11 protein-coding genes are annotated in these 15,652 nt (G+C 33.1%); 6 read left to right on the top strand and 5 right to left on the bottom strand.

What is annotated here, in order from left to right; genetic code table 11:
* The 4 genes from EZS29_RS06285 to cheB are packed head-to-tail and all read left to right on the top strand — an operon-like array spanning position 1 to position 5,748.
* Entirely contained in the window at positions 1-1,707 is a 1,707-nt protein-coding gene (locus EZS29_RS06285) for a chemotaxis protein CheA (protein ID WP_172603809.1), read from the top strand.
* Complete coding sequence (locus EZS29_RS06280; RefSeq protein ID WP_130607668.1) at positions 1,691-2,185, top strand: chemotaxis protein CheW; 495 nt, start codon at positions 1,691-1,693, stop codon at positions 2,183-2,185. The genes EZS29_RS06285 and EZS29_RS06280 overlap by 17 nt, the downstream gene beginning before the upstream one ends.
* A 9-nt stretch (positions 2,186-2,194) precedes the next feature.
* A complete protein-coding gene (locus EZS29_RS06275) occupies positions 2,195-3,871 on the top strand; it encodes a methyl-accepting chemotaxis protein (RefSeq protein WP_130607666.1) in 1,677 nt (558 codons plus the stop codon).
* 5 nt (positions 3,872-3,876) lie between these two features.
* Positions 3,877-5,748: a chemotaxis-specific protein-glutamate methyltransferase CheB gene (gene cheB, locus EZS29_RS06270; RefSeq protein WP_172603808.1), complete on the top strand. Its 1,872-nt coding sequence runs from the start codon at positions 3,877-3,879 to the stop codon at positions 5,746-5,748.
* Here the strand turns inward: cheB and murJ are convergent.
* Positions 5,731-7,398 carry a murein biosynthesis integral membrane protein MurJ gene (gene murJ / locus EZS29_RS06265; RefSeq protein WP_130607663.1) on the bottom strand — a complete coding sequence of 556 codons (1,668 nt, stop codon included), beginning with the start codon at positions 7,396-7,398 and terminating at the stop codon, positions 5,731-5,733. The two genes, cheB and murJ, sit on opposite strands and share 18 nt — an antisense overlap.
* Before the next feature lie 146 nt (positions 7,399-7,544).
* Between murJ and alaS the strand changes: the two genes are divergently transcribed.
* A complete protein-coding gene (gene alaS, locus EZS29_RS06260; RefSeq protein WP_130607662.1) occupies positions 7,545-10,298 on the top strand; it encodes an alanine--tRNA ligase in 2,754 nt (917 codons plus the stop codon).
* Between the two features lie 256 nt (positions 10,299-10,554).
* The gene (locus tag EZS29_RS06255) at positions 10,555-12,171 is read left to right on the top strand and encodes an APC family permease (RefSeq protein ID WP_130607661.1); all 1,617 of its coding nucleotides are present in this window, start codon (positions 10,555-10,557) and stop codon (positions 12,169-12,171) included.
* Positions 12,172-12,247: 76 nt separating this feature from the next.
* On the opposite strand, the gene EZS29_RS06250 is transcribed toward EZS29_RS06255, so the two are convergent.
* From EZS29_RS06250 to EZS29_RS06235, 4 genes are read right to left on the bottom strand one after another with little or no spacing between them, the layout of a single operon-like run.
* The gene (locus tag EZS29_RS06250) at positions 12,248-12,745 is read right to left on the bottom strand and encodes a hypothetical protein (RefSeq protein ID WP_130607659.1); all 498 of its coding nucleotides are present in this window, start codon (positions 12,743-12,745) and stop codon (positions 12,248-12,250) included.
* Entirely contained in the window at positions 12,742-13,650 is a 909-nt protein-coding gene (locus EZS29_RS06245) for a hypothetical protein (RefSeq protein ID WP_130607657.1), read from the bottom strand. Before EZS29_RS06245 ends, EZS29_RS06250 begins: the two co-directional genes overlap by 4 nt.
* A 23-nt stretch (positions 13,651-13,673) precedes the next feature.
* Positions 13,674-14,513, bottom strand: coding sequence for an HDOD domain-containing protein (locus tag EZS29_RS06240; protein WP_130607655.1), 840 nt, complete (start codon positions 14,511-14,513; stop codon positions 13,674-13,676).
* Between the two features lie 15 nt (positions 14,514-14,528).
* A complete protein-coding gene (locus EZS29_RS06235; protein ID WP_130607653.1) occupies positions 14,529-15,638 on the bottom strand; it encodes a hypothetical protein in 1,110 nt (369 codons plus the stop codon).
* Positions 15,639-15,652 lie beyond the last annotated feature (14 nt).

Raw genomic sequence — 15,652 nt, 5'->3', positions numbered from 1 at the left:
GTGAATACAATTATTGAAGCTCAATTTATAATTACATTTATAGAAGAAGCTCTCGAAAATCTAGCATCTTGGGAAGCGACTTGTTTAAATATAAATAAATCGAATGAACACGAATCGATTGCGCAGCTATTTCGTATTGCACACAATCTAAAAGGCTCGTCTGCATCCGTCGGCCTAAACCAACTTACTGATTATATTCATAAAGTAGAAGAACTTTTAACATCAATTAAAAATGATGAAATAAAATTTGAAGCAAAGATATTAAATCTTTTTTTTGAAATTCATTCCTTTACACTTGAATGGATATTATCCATTCAAGATAACTCAAGTTATCTTCATAATAATGTAAATGAAAATATTAATAATATACTAACATTTTTAAAAGAAAAAGATGCATCAAGTATATTCTCTAATGGCTTTGAAATCTTTGAAGAATTTACAAGCACATTAAAGAATGAAGAAAATTATTATATATCCAAACAGAATGAAACAAAAAAAAATGACGGAGAAAAAAACAAAAAAAATTGTGCAGATGAATATCTAAAAGTGAATGTATGCAAACTTGATAATTTAATAAATTATATCGGAGAAGTCGTAATTGATCAGAATATTTTAAAGCAAATATCACAATCAAACTCACTCCCCCAAGATGTCAAAAATACCATTTCCCAAATGGGTAAAAATATTCAAGAATTACAAGATATTACGCTCTCATTAAGAATGATGTCTCTTGAGCAACAATTTCAGAAAATGAATCGAATAGTAAGAGACCTATCGCTAAAACAACAAAAAAAAATAAACTTTGAAACTTTTGGTTCTGACGTGGAACTAGATAAAGTTATAGTCGATAAATTAACAGATCCATTAACTCATTTAATAAGAAATGCAATTGACCATGGAATTGAAAGCAAAGAAGATAGATTAAACAAAAATAAACCAATAGAGTGTTCAATTGAATTAAGGGCAATGCAAGAAGAAGGCAATGTTAAAATATTATTAAAAGACGACGGAAAAGGGCTAGATGAAACTAAAATATTAAACAAAGCAATTCAAAAAGGAATTATCGAGGCCAACAATAATTTAACAAAAAGTGAAATTCAAAGGCTCATTTTTAAGCCTGGGTTTTCTACTAAAGATGAAGTGTCCGACATTTCTGGCAGAGGTGTTGGACTTGATGTGGTCAATAATGTAATTTCAGAGCTAAAAGGAAGTATTGATATTGAAACTGAAATTGATAAAGGAACAACATTTATTATTTCTTTACCCTCATCACTATCTATCATCAAAGGTTTGATATTTAAGTCAAACAAACAGCTATTTGTTATTCCAGAATCTCAAATAGCTGAAGTCGTAGATCATAAGAAATTTAAAATAGAAACTAGGTTAAATGGAAGCGAAGTTTTTACTTTAAGAAATGAAATAATTCCTATAATTTCACTAAATAAACTTTTGCACGCAGACGAGATGGAAATAACGTTTGAAAGCGAAAATAATGGGATATTAATTCAACATCTAGGTAAAAGATTCTCCTTCCAAGTGGAAGAAATTATAAATACCCAAACCATTGTCCTCAAAAAATTATCCCAAGAACTCATAGGGATTCCTGGGGTTATTGCAACAACAGTCTTAGGAAATGGAGAACCAGCTTTAGTACTTAATCTAAGTCAATTAGTTAATATCTGGAGTTATCATGGAACAAAATTATGAAATAGAAGAAAATAAATACCTAATATTTAAATTATTAAACGAAGATTATGCATGTAATTTATTACAAATAAAAGAAGTAATTAAATCAATTAATATAAAACCAGTGCCTTTTATGGTTCCCTATTTTAAAGGAATTATTAATTTAAGAGGAAAAATACTAAGCATAATTGATTTCAGAATAAAAGTCTCTCCAATATTTAATGATGATGAAAATAAGGGAATTATTTTAGTCGTTGAAAGCAAGGATTTAAGTTTAGGTGTCATTGTTGATGATTTAATTTCTGTTCAAACCATTAATAAAGAAGAAATACAACAAAATAAAGAAATGAAATATACAATTGACAATAAATTCATAATTGGCAATTATATATTAAAAGAAAGCTTAGTCACAGTTATAGATCTGGCATCATCAATAAGCGAAGAAGAATTAAAAGCTATAAAAGATAATGAAAATTTAAATATATCATTTAATTTATGAGGAAAAATCATGAAAAATAAAGTATGGACAATACGTAAAAGACTTTGGACGTTATCTACACTCATGATTATATTAATTTTTTGCATGGGTGTTATACCTTTTCAATTAAATAATTTTTATAATGAAAAAATTGGCAAGTTTTCATCTGAAATTATACCTGCGATAAAAAATTTAACTCTTGCAGATATGCTGCACGATGGAATTCGGGCTAATATTTTTGGAATTATGATAGCTTCAGACTCAAAAAATTATGGAAAACTAAAAGAATTAGCGGATGAAGGAAGCGAATTTAAGGAAAAATTTTTAAATCATTTAAACAATCTTAATAGTTTAATATTAAATAAAAAAATTCATGATGATTTAAAATTAATACTAATTGATGCGAAAATTTATACTGATTTATCAGACAAAATTGCGAAAAATGCTTTAGATAAAAGGAATTCAGAGACTCGAATTTTATTGATTCAGTTCAATGATATATTTAAAAAGCTTGAAAAATCTATAAGTTCGATAATAATTACAGTAAATGCATATTCAGAACAAAACATTAAGAATACAAATGATTACGGAAGAAATTCTTTATATTTTTTAATTACCATTTTATCAACTTTCTTATGCGCAGCTATTTTTCTATCAAAGTTTTCAATTAAAAAACTTAATAATAGTCTAAATAGTCTGATCCTTGCTCTCAATAGTCAGTCAATTTTCATTATGCAAAGAGCGAATAGTTCACAAAAAAGCTCTAAAGAACTTTCAGATATGACAATGAAGCAGGCTGCAGCTATTCAAGAAACTGCAGCAAGTATGGAAGAAATGAGCTCTATGCTAACGCAAACAAGTAAGCATTCTGCACATAATTTGCGCATCTCTGAAGAGGGGCAGATCAGTGCACAAAAAGGACGAGAATCCATATCACAAATGCTTTCTGCTATGGATAGTATTCAAGCATCAAATGTTAAGTTGGAAGAAATTTCCAATCTTATCGTTAAAATAGCTAATAAAACAAAAATAATTAATGAAATAGTCTCAGAAACGAGACTTCTTTCATTCAATGCTTCCATTGAAGCCGCTCGCGCCGGCATACATGGTAAAGGCTTTGCTGTAGTTGCAGAAGAAGTTGGCAAGTTAGCTTCTATGAGTGGATCTGCTGCGAACGAAATTAGAGAGTTACTTGAGTCATCAACCTCAGAAGTCGCACATGTTGTGTCAGACATTCGTGAACGAATCATTACTGGAAAAAATATTTCAAAAATGTGCGAAGCTTCTTTTGATAATATGACTGAAATTCTTTTTAAAATAAATGAAGGAACAAAAATTATTGTCTCATCTACGAGCGAACAAGAAACCGGTATGAAGCAAACTACGATTGCAATGCGACAAATTGATGAAGTAACACAACGTAATAGTGCTATTGGAATTGCTCAAGCAACAGACAGTCAATCTTTGGCTAGCGGTATCAAGAATATTAGTGAAATTATTACAAAGTTAAGATATTTAATTATTGGAAATGTAGCTAAAAATGAAAATAAAACAGATGAAAATATATTTGATAGCAATTCATCAAAAAACAACCCAGATAATTTTTTCTCATTAAATACACAACAAAACGAAGATAATAAAGTTAATAGCGATTATATATTAACTGATAACATGCCGAGAAGAAATGATTCAAGATGGAAAGCATAATCAATATGAAACAAAATGAAAATTTTTATTTGAAAATTATAAAGGATATTCAAGGATTAATTCAAGTAGAGCTCAATAATGAAAAGATACAATTGGCTACAGAAAAAATTAAGCTAAGACTGAATATTTTAAATTTTGCAAAAATTGAAGATTATTATGAATATTATCTTCAAAATGTGGACGTTGAAATTAGAAATTTAATTTCAATTTTAACGAATCATACGACTGAGTTTTTCCGTGAGCCAGAACATTTTGATTTTTTAGCTGATGAAATTTTCCCTGAATTTATAAAAAGAAATAAACCTATTCGCATTTGGTCTGCAGCAGCCTCGAGTGGCAAGGAAGTTTATTCAATTGCTATTTGCTATTTGGAAGCTTGTTACACACTCGGAATAAAATATGAATTTATCCCACCAATTGAAATTTTAGGAACAGACATTGACTCAATATCTATCGAAAAATGTGAAAATGGAATTTATTTAGCATCTGAAATTGAAAAAGAAATAGGGAAGGTATTGATTCAAAAGTATTTTGATTTTGGTAAAGATGAGTTAAAAAATCATGTCAGAATAAAAGATAGTGTTCATAAACTATGTAAATTTAAAGTACACAATCTCCTCGTAACCCCAGAAGACTTTGGTAAATTTAACATTATTTTAATACGAAATATTATAATTTATTATAAACGTAAAGAAGTAAAAAATATTATAATGTCAATAAAAAATCATTTAGAAAAACACGGATATTTAATTCTAGGTCATTCAGAATCTCTCAATGGCATTACAGTTCCCTTCACTCATATAAAAAACTCTATTTATTTGTTAAATTCAGAAATAATGCCTGATTTTACAAAGGTATTTGTCATTGATGATGCATTAACAGTCCGAGATTTTCTCCGAAAAATATTAACTAAAGAAGAAAATTTTTTGCTCGTTGGGGAAGCTGAAAATCCAATTGAAGCAATGGAAATTCTTAGCACATTAGAACAACAACCACACGTTATTATTCTTGATTTGAATATGCCAAAGATGAATGGCATTGAATACCTTGAATTTTTAAAAGACAAGCCTCATCCACCCATTGTAGTTATGAGTTCTATAAACTTTGATGAAGCAGATAATGGGATACGATGTTTGGAATTAGGCGCATTTGATTATATTGAAAAACCAAAAGGAGTTCATTCTACAATGGAAATAATAAATATTAAAAACACGATTCTGGAAGCCAGAAAATCAAGCAAAGAAACTTTTTTAAAAAATAAAAAAAGTTTTAGTGAAAATAAATACTATAATTTACCTAAAAATATATCAAAACCAGACTTAATTGCAATAGGCTCTTCTACTGGTGGTGTCGAAGCACTCCAAACTATCTTAACACAAATTGATAAAAATTTTCCACCCATTGTAATTGTTCAACATATTCCAGAGTATTTCTCATCAGCTTTAGCAAATAGATTAAACGAGCTATGTCATTTTAAAGTTTATGAGGGGAAAAATAAGCAGGTATTAGAAAATAACTGTGTTTATTTAGCACCTGGCGGGAAACAAATGAGAATTATAGAAGAAAAAAATAGCCTCATTTTAGAAGTAAATGACACAGAAAAAATCAATATGCATAAACCATCTATAGACTATTTATTTTATTCAATCGCTCAGCTAAAGATTCAACTTAATATTTGCGCACTCATTTTGACAGGTATGGGTAACGATGGAGCAAATGGCTTAAAAGAATTATATGATAAAAATGCATTTACCATCGCTCAAGATGAGGAAAGCAGTGTCGTTTTTGGAATGCCCAAAGAAGCTATAGCACTTGGAGGAGTTCATCATGTTGCTTCTTTGAAAGACATTCCAAATATTTTAAAACGAATACTTTAATTTACTCAAAATTTTACTAAGTAAATCCTTTAAATGCTGTGGCGCAAAAAATTTAACAAGTACAATACTCACTGCACAAAAAAGAATTCCACCTACGCTCAAAATAATAAACTGACTGATAAAATTGAGTTCGAACGATAAATATTGATCAAAATTTTGCCAAAAATAGATAATGGAAGCAACCCCTGATAATCCGAATATATAGGCTAAGAATGCAAATGCGATCATACGAAATCCAAATGTTTTTCCGCCTTCGATATAAGGATTGTCTCCATAATATTTTTGTTGAAATCTTCTTTTCAGAAAAAAATAATTCATAAGAAAATCAAACGCACTCGCCGTGCCATAAGATATTCCGAGCCCAAGTATGCCTAATTTAGGTGCTAAGATCGAGCTTAAGCTTGCATTGATAACTAAATAAACAACAGCATTATAAACAATTTGTTTCGTACAATTGATCGCATAAAAACCATTTAAGAGTATTTTTGATCCAGAAGCAAAAATAATTCCAATTGAATACGCACACACTGCTATTGAATTTTGTATAGTATCCTGAAAATTAACCGCTCCATGTTGAAATAATACGGAATAAAATGGTACAATAAGTAAAGCAAAGCATGCGGTTGTAAGTGCCGCAAGCCACATTGCTGTATCTAAACTTTCAACAAGAAGTAAAGAAAATCTTTTATTTTGATTCTCAACAATGGCTTTACTCAGAACTGGCAATGCAGCAAAACCAGTGGCCACTCCAAATAATCCAATTGGCACCTGAATAATTATTGTCGCAGTCATAATATAAGTTAAAGCACCTTCTCCCACCTGAATTGCAAAAAAAGTATTTATCAGCAATGCTAATATCATTGCGCCTTGACCAAGAGCGCGAGGGAGCATTAAAATTAAAACTTCGTGCAATGGTTTATAGGAAACCCACTCTTTGATACTGAAAATGGGCCAAGCTAACATACCCAATTTATACAATGGTAGAAATTGATATACCATTTGCATAATCACACCAATAATAGCTCCAATAGCAATTCCAACGACGGGATTAAAACCATAATGTAAAAAGAGTGGCGAACAGAAAGCTAAACCTATTATGCCAACATTTAAAAAAGCAGAACCATTCATAGCACGAAATGTCTGCCCGAGCACACCTAGAACAGCCATAGCGACAGCATTTAGCATAGTTAATGGTAAATAAAATGCTAAAATCTTAAATAGAAAAGAGGCCAGATCGAGCCCCCCTGATTGTTTAAATTTTTCATTGCTAATAAATTCCATAAAGGGGTATGAAAAAATAGCTGCTATAATTGCGATGAGAAAAGTAACAAAGGAAAAAAATCCGATCACAATTCGAATCAGTTGTTTTTCAGCTTCAACTCCTTTAGTTCTTTCGTCTACCAATACTTTAATAAATGAAGCTGAGAGTGCCCCATCTGCAAAAAGATCTCGCAGACTATTTGGAAAACGAAAGGCAGCATTAAAGGCATCTAAAGAAACTGTAACCCCAAAGGTTCCATTTACAACCGCTGTCCGCACGATCCCAGAGGCGCGGGAAAAAAGAACACCCGCTATAGCTGCAAAACTTGCTTTTTTCAATTTTACCGATTCATTTTCACTTGCTGTGCTTGGAGTTTTCATATCAGTCATAAATTATTAATTCCTTAAACTCTCATATTGCCATTGCTCGTTTGCCAATCTATAAGTTAAGCAAGCTCGGTAAATCCGAATGCTTAGATATTACATCAGCCGTAACGAATTTTTTTAGAATGCGATAGGCCAAGACTGGAGTGATTATGAAGACCAATGAGATCCGCCGTAAGTTTATTCATTTTTTTGAAACAAAAAAGCACACTTACGTGCCAAGTGCCTCTACAATCCCCATTGCTGACCAAACCATTCTTTTTACAATTGCGGGGATGACTCAATTTAAATCCTGCCTTACGGGCGAAGAAGTGCGCTCCTATAAGCGTGCAACCAACTCACAAAAGTGTATTCGAGTTGGCGACCTCGACGATGTAGGTAAGGACGGGCGCCATTGCACCATGTTTGAAATGCTTGGTTCTTGGAGCTTTGGTGATTACTACAAAAAAGAAGCTATTGAATGGGCGTATGAATTTACAAAGAAAGAACTAAAACTCGATCTCTCCCGTTTTTGGGCAACTGTTCACCACAGTGATGATGAAGCATTTGAAATTTGGAAATCCATAGGCGTTCCTGCTGAGCGTATTGTGCGTCTCGGCGATAAAGATAATTTTTGGGCAATGGGACCAACAGGTCCGTGTGGTCCTTGTTCAGAACTTTATTTGGATCAAGGTGAAAAAGTAGGCCAATGTTACGAAAAAGGTTTAGTTTGTAAAGGACCAGGCTGCGACTGTGACCGTTACTTAGAATTTTGGAACTTGGTTTTTATGCAGTACAACCGTCAAGAAGACGGAACTCTACTCGACTTACCTATGAAAAGTGTAGACACAGGAATGGGGCTTGAGCGCGTCACAGCACTCACCCAAGGGAAAACAGCTATCTTTGATATCGATTTATTTGAAAAAATAAAAGAAGAAATCTTAATAACTGCAAGTATAAAAACAAAATTAAATGAACTATCAGAACAGCAAAAAGAAAGCTGCAATGTTGTATCCGATCACATTCGCTTATTAACTTTCACCTTGGCAGATGGTGCAAACTTCTCAAACGAAGGGCGGGGATATGTTTTGCGCCGTGTACTTCGCCGTGCAGTAAGACATGCGCATAGGCTCACAAAAAACTGGCCTAAAGATCAATCTTTCTTAGAAAAGATTGTTAAAGTCGTGGTCTCTGAAATGGGAGAATTTTATCCAGAAATTGTTAAAAATAAAAATCGTATTGAAGAAGCAATTCGCAATGAAGAATTGCGTTTTAGCAGCACGCTCGACAGTGGTCTGACAAAATTTAATCATTTTGTTGAAGAAGCAAAAGCAAAGAATTTAAAAATTATTTCTGGGGAAAATATTTTTATTCTCCATGACAGTTTTGGTTTTCCTTCTGATTTAACAAGAGTTTTATGCGAAGAAATTGGCTTCACTGCAGATCTTGAAAACTTTGACAGACATATGCTGGAACAAAAAGAAAGAAGCCGCGCTGAAGCAAAATTTTATAAATTTGATCAAGATGACTCACCTTGGCTTGAATTAAATAAATTAAATCCCTCTGAAGATAAAAACTTTGTGGGATATAATCTTAAAGTAACAAACGTATCATCAGATAAAGTAGAATACGCTGAAGTACAGATTCCAAGCACAAATATTAAAAAAGTACGTCAATTAAAAAATAAATTATTTGAAGTTGTTATTGCAAACACACCTTTTTATCCAGAAGGTGGTGGGCAAGTATGTGATATTGGTAGTCTGCAAATTGTAAATAAAGATGGAAAAAATGACTTCGAAGTTATTGATGTTAGAAAAACTGTAACTAGTATTATTCATCTCCTTAAACATGTTGAGTTCAGCTCTGAATCATATGAATCCTTAAGTCAAGAGCAATTAAAGAATTTCTTTGCAAACTCAGCTAAAGTAACAGCACGTATCGATTTTACATCACGCCAAGCCACTATGCGCAATCACACAGCAACACATTTGGCACACAAAGCTTTACAAATTGTTTTAGGAGAAAATGTGCGCCAAGCGGGCTCTCTCGTCAACCCAAGCACACTCCGCTTTGATTTTACGCATAGCAGGGCTCTAAGCGCAAAAGAAATTGAACAAGTTGAATTTCTGGTTAATGCACAAATTTTAAAAAATATTGCGGTTAAAACTCATGAGCATGTTCCCTTAGCGAAGGCTAAAGAAATGGGCGCGATGGCTATGTTCGATGAGAAATATGACGACCATGTACGCATGCTTGAAATAAGTGATTTTTCCCTTGAGTTATGTGGCGGAACACATATATCTAGCACAGGAAATATCGGATTATTTAAAATAATTTCTGAAGGAAGTGTAACAAGTGGCGTGCGTCGTATTGAAGCTGTGACAGGTTTTGCAGCCCTCCAATACCTTAAGAAATTGAAAAATGTTATTGCACATGCTGCAGAAACAGCTAAATGTGCGGAATCTGAAATTTCATTACGCATAATTGCACTGCGTGAAAATACAAAAGATTTAGAAAAAAATATTGTCCAATTACAAAGCAGACTTGTAAACGCGCAAATTTCGGAATTATTGTCTAATGCAAAAAAACTTAAAAATAATGCACGCCTTGTAGTTACTTTATCTGATTCTTCGGATTTGAAAGAGATGGAGCTTTTGTGTGATAGACTCAAAGAGAAACCAAATACAATCGCAGTTATTGCTGCAATTTTTGACAATCGTGCACATATAATTTCTGCAATAAATCCTGAGATGACAAAACAGAATAAAAAACTTTCTGCTGGAAATATCATCAAATTGCTTTCTGAAATGGTGGGCGGCAAAGGAGGCGGTAGACCTGATTTTGCTCGTGGGGGAGGCACTCAAACCTCTGAATTAGCATCTGCATTACTAAAAGTTGATGATATCGTAAATAAAATGATCGATTGATTAAAAAAATAATTTAATCGCTTTATGATTATAATTGCATATTATAAGGCGATTCATTTTATAAAATAAAAATTCATTTACTGTAAAATGCACTTTTCATAATATATGTCCAATTTAATATATTTGACTAACCAGCAAAAAAGAAATAAGTAAGCAGGGAAAATTAAAAATGGGTTTTTACATTGGGAATCTTCGATATTTCCATTTAGAGATCCTTTACTATAAATTAAGTTAAGTTCGGAAGGGGACAAACACCGTGAAACTTAAACGAAGTATTGGTTGGTTTGGCATTATGTGCGCCAGCCTTGGTGGAATTGTAGGTTCTGGATGGCTTTTTGGCTCACTTTATGCAGCTCAAATGGCAGGTCCTGCCTCTATTATTGCCTGGCTCATAGGTGGCTTTGGTACTATATTTTTAGCCCTTACATTTGCAGAGTTAAGTGCAATGTTTCCCATATCTGGTGGGGTTGCAGCGTTTCCTATTTTTACACACGGTAAGCTCGTTGGTTTTATTCTGACTTGGCTCACTTGGATTACTTATGTGGTTTCCATTTCTCAGGAAGTTCAGTCCACAGTTCTCTATATGGGACATCTCTTTCCTTCACTTGTGCAAAAAGTAGACAATGTATCCGTTTTCACTTCCTTCGGCTTTGTAATGTGCTTTTGCACAATGCTTTTTGTTATTTTACTTAATAGTTTTGGAGCTAAATTCCTAGCAAATGCAAATAGTCTTATCAGTGTGTGGAAATTAATTGTCCCCTTTGCAGTCGTAATTGTATTTTTACTAACTTCCCATAACTCTGACAATATGGGATTAACTTCCACTTCTACTCAAGAATTTGCTCCTTACGGAATTTCAGGAATTTTATCCGCAGTTGCTCTTGCGGGTGTTGTTTATTCCTATTGTGGATTCCAACATGCTGCCTTACTCGCAGGTGAAGCCAAAAGACCCCAACGAGATATCCCTCTCGCTCTTATTGGTTCGATAGTTATCTGCATGGTTTTATATGTTGGACTTCAATACGCTTTCATTGCTGCCTTGCCTGAAAGTGCATTAGCAAATGGTTGGAGCAAAATTGCATTCGCTGGCGACGCGGGTCCTTTAGCAGGGCTTGCCGCAAATCTGGGTGTGATATGGCTTGTTACTGTTCTTTATATCGATGCTGTTGTGTCCCCCCTAGGTACAGGCGTTCTTTATGTCGCTTCCAGTGCACGTATCGTTCAAACAATGAGTCAGTCTGGTAACTCACCAAAGTTCTTTAGTAAAATTGCAAAATCGGGAATCCCTATGCGTGCTATTTTCTTGAACTTCGTTGTTGCCATGCTCGCTTTCCTACCATTTGATGGCTGGAAATCTATCGTGTCCTTTTTGTCTGCTGCACTGATATTTTCTTTTGCAGTTGGCCCAATTTGCCTTGTTGCCCTTAGAAAACAACAACCAGAAAGAAACAGACCCTTTAAACTTCCATTTTACCAATTGACATCATTTATTGCGTTCTACATTTGTAATCTTATGATTTACTGGTCAGGATGGACTGTTGTTTGGAAACTCTCTTTGACAGTAACCGTTGGTTTAACAGTATTTCTTTTAACAAATTTCTTGAATAGAAGCAGAATTGATCCAGAACATATTGCCACAAAACTCGATTTCAAGTGCGCATTGTGGCTCTACCCATATATGGGAGTATTCACTATTCTCTCATATTTTGGTTCGTTCCAAGGTGGAACAAAAGACATTCCCTTGGGCATTGATTTTATTTGTATGGCTGTTTTCAGTTTTGTTATTTTCTATATGTCCCAGGCTTTATGTTTACCAAAAGCTGAATCTGATAGAAATACAGCTTCACTGTTAGCAAAAAAGAAAAGCGCGTAATTTTCTTATCTGAATAAAAGAGCTGTTTAATTAAGTTTAATCATCTCTTTTATTTTCAAGAGCTTTCTCAATTATCTTAAAAAAAGTAAATAAAACTAATTTCTGGTTTGATTTGAAATGAGCCAAATTGGTAACCAAAATAGAGTCCAGCCAAAAGATGTAAATTTTTTCCAATGAGCCAATTGTACCCAGGAATTACTCCACCAATGGGATCTTCGTACTTTTTCCATTGGTCAGATTCTTGTTTAATTTCAATTGACTCAAAACCACCTGAGAGAGCTAATGTAATTCCATTTTTTTGAATGCCAGAGAAATAGTAGGTCATTCTATACTCAATTAAACTTCCTTCCGCTTGTGGTTCGCTATTACGGGTCGAATAATATGAACCTGTTAAACCAATTTGCACTTGACTCGATAAAAAAGTTGAAATCCCTAAGGAATAAATTCCAAAAATAGGCCCCAATATATTGATTGAAATTCCTATATTGGGAGCAACATCATTGCCGACATATTGTGAATAAATTTTAGAATGAAATAAAGATATAATGAAGCAAAGAAATAATTTCTTTTTCATCGCAATTCACCATATTTTTCAATCCGTGTCATCAATTTAGCTGTTTCTGCATTTGCTCTGAATCCATTCTCCTCCAAGTTAAATGAAAGTTTATATGCTCCAGAAAGGAATCCTTTTTTACAACTCAAAATTTCAATTTGTGCCTGAAACTGTGTTGCATTTTTTTTAATTGGTTCTTCAAATGCTATTTGCAATAATTCATTACAACGCTCTCCCGTATCGAGATTTGCTGAAAAAAGAATTTTTTCAGCGATCCCATTTTTACTAAAGCGCAGTGAAATCAGTTCGGAATGAATATCAATAGAAGTGGTTTTAGTCCGTTTGCCTACGTAAGTAATAAGACCATTTTCATCTTTATATTCAAGCGGAGGACTGTCAAATAAGATATTCTGAAAAATTTGTTGACGGTTCCAACCTCCATAACCGTTGCGGACAATAATGGCTGTTCCATTTTCATCTTCTCGACTGCAACCCTTCATAAAGATCAGTGCCTCTTCTTCACCTTTTTTCAGAAAAGAGCCTCGATAAGAAAACAAAAATGTAAACGCTTTATCATTTGTTACTTTTGTAATGTATTTTGGGCAAAAACCACAGCCTGTAAAGTTATCAGATAAGCGCATTTTAGGAGCTTCGCCACAAATGGCTTCGTAAATTTCAGAGTTAATAAATATTGGTATTTTTGGAATAGTGATTCTCTTTGGTGAATTCTCGACAGGTATTGGTTTTTTTATGGGTGGTTTTTGTATATGAATATACATTTCAAGCGGTGGATAAAGAGTTACGATTTTAACCTTTAACATTTCAATTAATCGTTTGGAATCCGCTGGATAATAACGATAAAGAGCCACTCCAGCAAATATAGAAGGCAGTAACAAAAGAAATAGAAAAATAATTAATTTTTTCATAGCTTCTAAAAAACTCTTTAAAATTAATAATGTTGTAAATGTTGAGTCGCTAATTTCACAGCAACACCTACATCTTGGTTTGTTATTCCGAGTTTATCTAAAACAGTAGCATTCACCCGAGTGTCACGGGAGTAATTCACAAACGCATTGCCGAAACGATGCGCAATTGTATCTGATAAACATAATATACTAATTGATTTATTTTGTTCACTTGTTAATTTTTTTGAACGATAAGCTTCATCCGTATGATGATTTTTAACCAATAATATGACTTCTTCAGGAAATTGCCATGACTGCAATAGCTCAACTCCAAGAATCTCATGTCCATCTAATTTTAATTTTTTTTCAGCACTGATAAAATCAATTTTATCAGCAACACATAAATCTGTAATTTTTTTCATCAGCGCTTTATCTGAAATAGCACGAACAAGTAAGCCGATATCATGAAAAAGTCCCGCAACTAATAAATCGGAAATCTTGTCATTTTTCGCAATTTTACCCAGTTCAAACGCAACTTGCGAAACCCAAGCGCTGTGCTTGGTAAAAGCTTTTATGTTAAAAAACTCAAAAGTTTCAAATTTAAACAGATTTTCTACCGAATATTTAACGAGAATTTGCATCAATGATGTCATACCTATTCGCGTGAACGCCACTTTTAAATCGCTCGTTGATTTTCCAGCACCGTATATTGCTGAATTTGCTAATTTTAAAACACTTGAAGTGATGCCAGGATCTTTTTGTATCAAACTCGCCATTTTACTCAAATCCGCTTCTAGGCTATACATTTGAGCTAAGCATTCACGCACAGTGTCAGGCATTGATGGCAGTTTTAGATCTTTGGATGCAGTATTATTGATCACCATAAGCTTAAGCAACCTCTAATTTTGAAGAAACTTTTGCCAACCCTGTTCTAATTCCATTGCGACGGCACAGTATGCGCTCAATTGAAAAGGAGCTCCCCATTCAAACAAGGCAGATAAAGGAAGAGGCTCCATACCGTGTTGCTGACAAATTTCAGAAAAATCTATTGTTCTGTTATCACCATAAAGTAAATTGTGCATTTCACACTTCAATAATAGAATAGGATAAAAAAGATTGGATTCCAACCAACAGTATCTTCCTCTCTTGGCTGCTCCTGTTCCTAAAAGAAAAATCCTTTCTGCATTCAGTGCATTTCTTTCAGATAAATAAACGCTTTCGTAAAGCATAACTTGGTTTTCATCAATTCCACTTCTATTTGTATAAATAAGATTTTCTTTGTTATCAATATCTAATAGATGTTGTAATTCATGAATAACTAAAGCGGCTTCAAATAAATCAAAATGTTCCCTTTTTGGTAAAAAAAGATGGCAATTATGCCCCCTGCCAACAATAGAAAAATAGCGATCTATTTTAGGAACCAAATGGACGGAAAATTCTGGAATTGTTTTATTGCCAAAAAAATATTCTTCAATTTCTTGCAAGCTAAACTTTTTATTGGGAAGCATTCCTAAAGGAGAAAGAATGGGTTTCCAATCTTTTTCTATTAATTGAAAAATAGGCGCAATATATTTCTGAGGAACTCCATAAACGTTTTCAATAAAATAAAATAAAAATTGTTCTATACTTTTTTTTTCTCTTTTGAGTGGGAAATTCCATATTTGTGATAAAGTTAACAAAACAGAATAATGATTTAATGGTTTTTGGTAAACATATTCAGACTTTTTAGCGGATATAAATTGGCTTTTTTCTAAAGCATTCTTTAATAAAAAATGATCTGTTCTCTCTCTTTGACTATTTAATTTCTTTTGCCAATTTGCGGAAAGCCAGATATAATATTTTTGAGAAATTTTTTGAAAGAATGTATTATTCTCTTTTTGATATTCGCTTATCACGGTTTGAGCTGCAATAACTTTTTGCAAATATGCATGTTCAGTATTTGTGGCTTTTCCTTGCTCTACTTTTAAAACAAGAGAAGAGATATATTCTAAATCGAAAAATAAATTCACAGAGAATCTCCCAA

This window comes from Fluviispira sanaruensis, assembly GCF_004295685.1.
GTDB lineage: Bacteria > Bdellovibrionota_B > Oligoflexia > Silvanigrellales > Silvanigrellaceae > Silvanigrella > Silvanigrella sanaruensis.
This window is presented reverse-complemented; position numbering and strand designations above follow the sequence as displayed.

What these genes read in the sequence shown, in the direction of transcription:
- EZS29_RS06280 (WP_130607668.1), top strand. Translation starts at nt 1,691, where the DNA reads ATGGAACAAAATTATGAAATAGAAGAAAATAAATACCTAATATTTAAA.
- EZS29_RS06275 (WP_130607666.1), top strand. Translation starts at nt 2,195, where the DNA reads ATGAAAAATAAAGTATGGACAATACGTAAAAGACTTTGGACGTTATCT.
- cheB (WP_172603808.1), top strand. Translation starts at nt 3,877, where the DNA reads ATGAAACAAAATGAAAATTTTTATTTGAAAATTATAAAGGATATTCAA.
- murJ (WP_130607663.1), bottom strand. Translation starts at nt 7,398, where the DNA reads ATGACTGATATGAAAACTCCAAGCACAGCAAGTGAAAATGAATCGGTA.
- alaS (WP_130607662.1), top strand. Translation starts at nt 7,545, where the DNA reads ATGAAGACCAATGAGATCCGCCGTAAGTTTATTCATTTTTTTGAAACA.
- EZS29_RS06250 (WP_130607659.1), bottom strand. Translation starts at nt 12,745, where the DNA reads ATGAAAAAGAAATTATTTCTTTGCTTCATTATATCTTTATTTCATTCT.
- EZS29_RS06245 (WP_130607657.1), bottom strand. Translation starts at nt 13,650, where the DNA reads ATGAAAAAATTAATTATTTTTCTATTTCTTTTGTTACTGCCTTCTATA.
- EZS29_RS06240 (WP_130607655.1), bottom strand. Translation starts at nt 14,513, where the DNA reads ATGGTGATCAATAATACTGCATCCAAAGATCTAAAACTGCCATCAATG.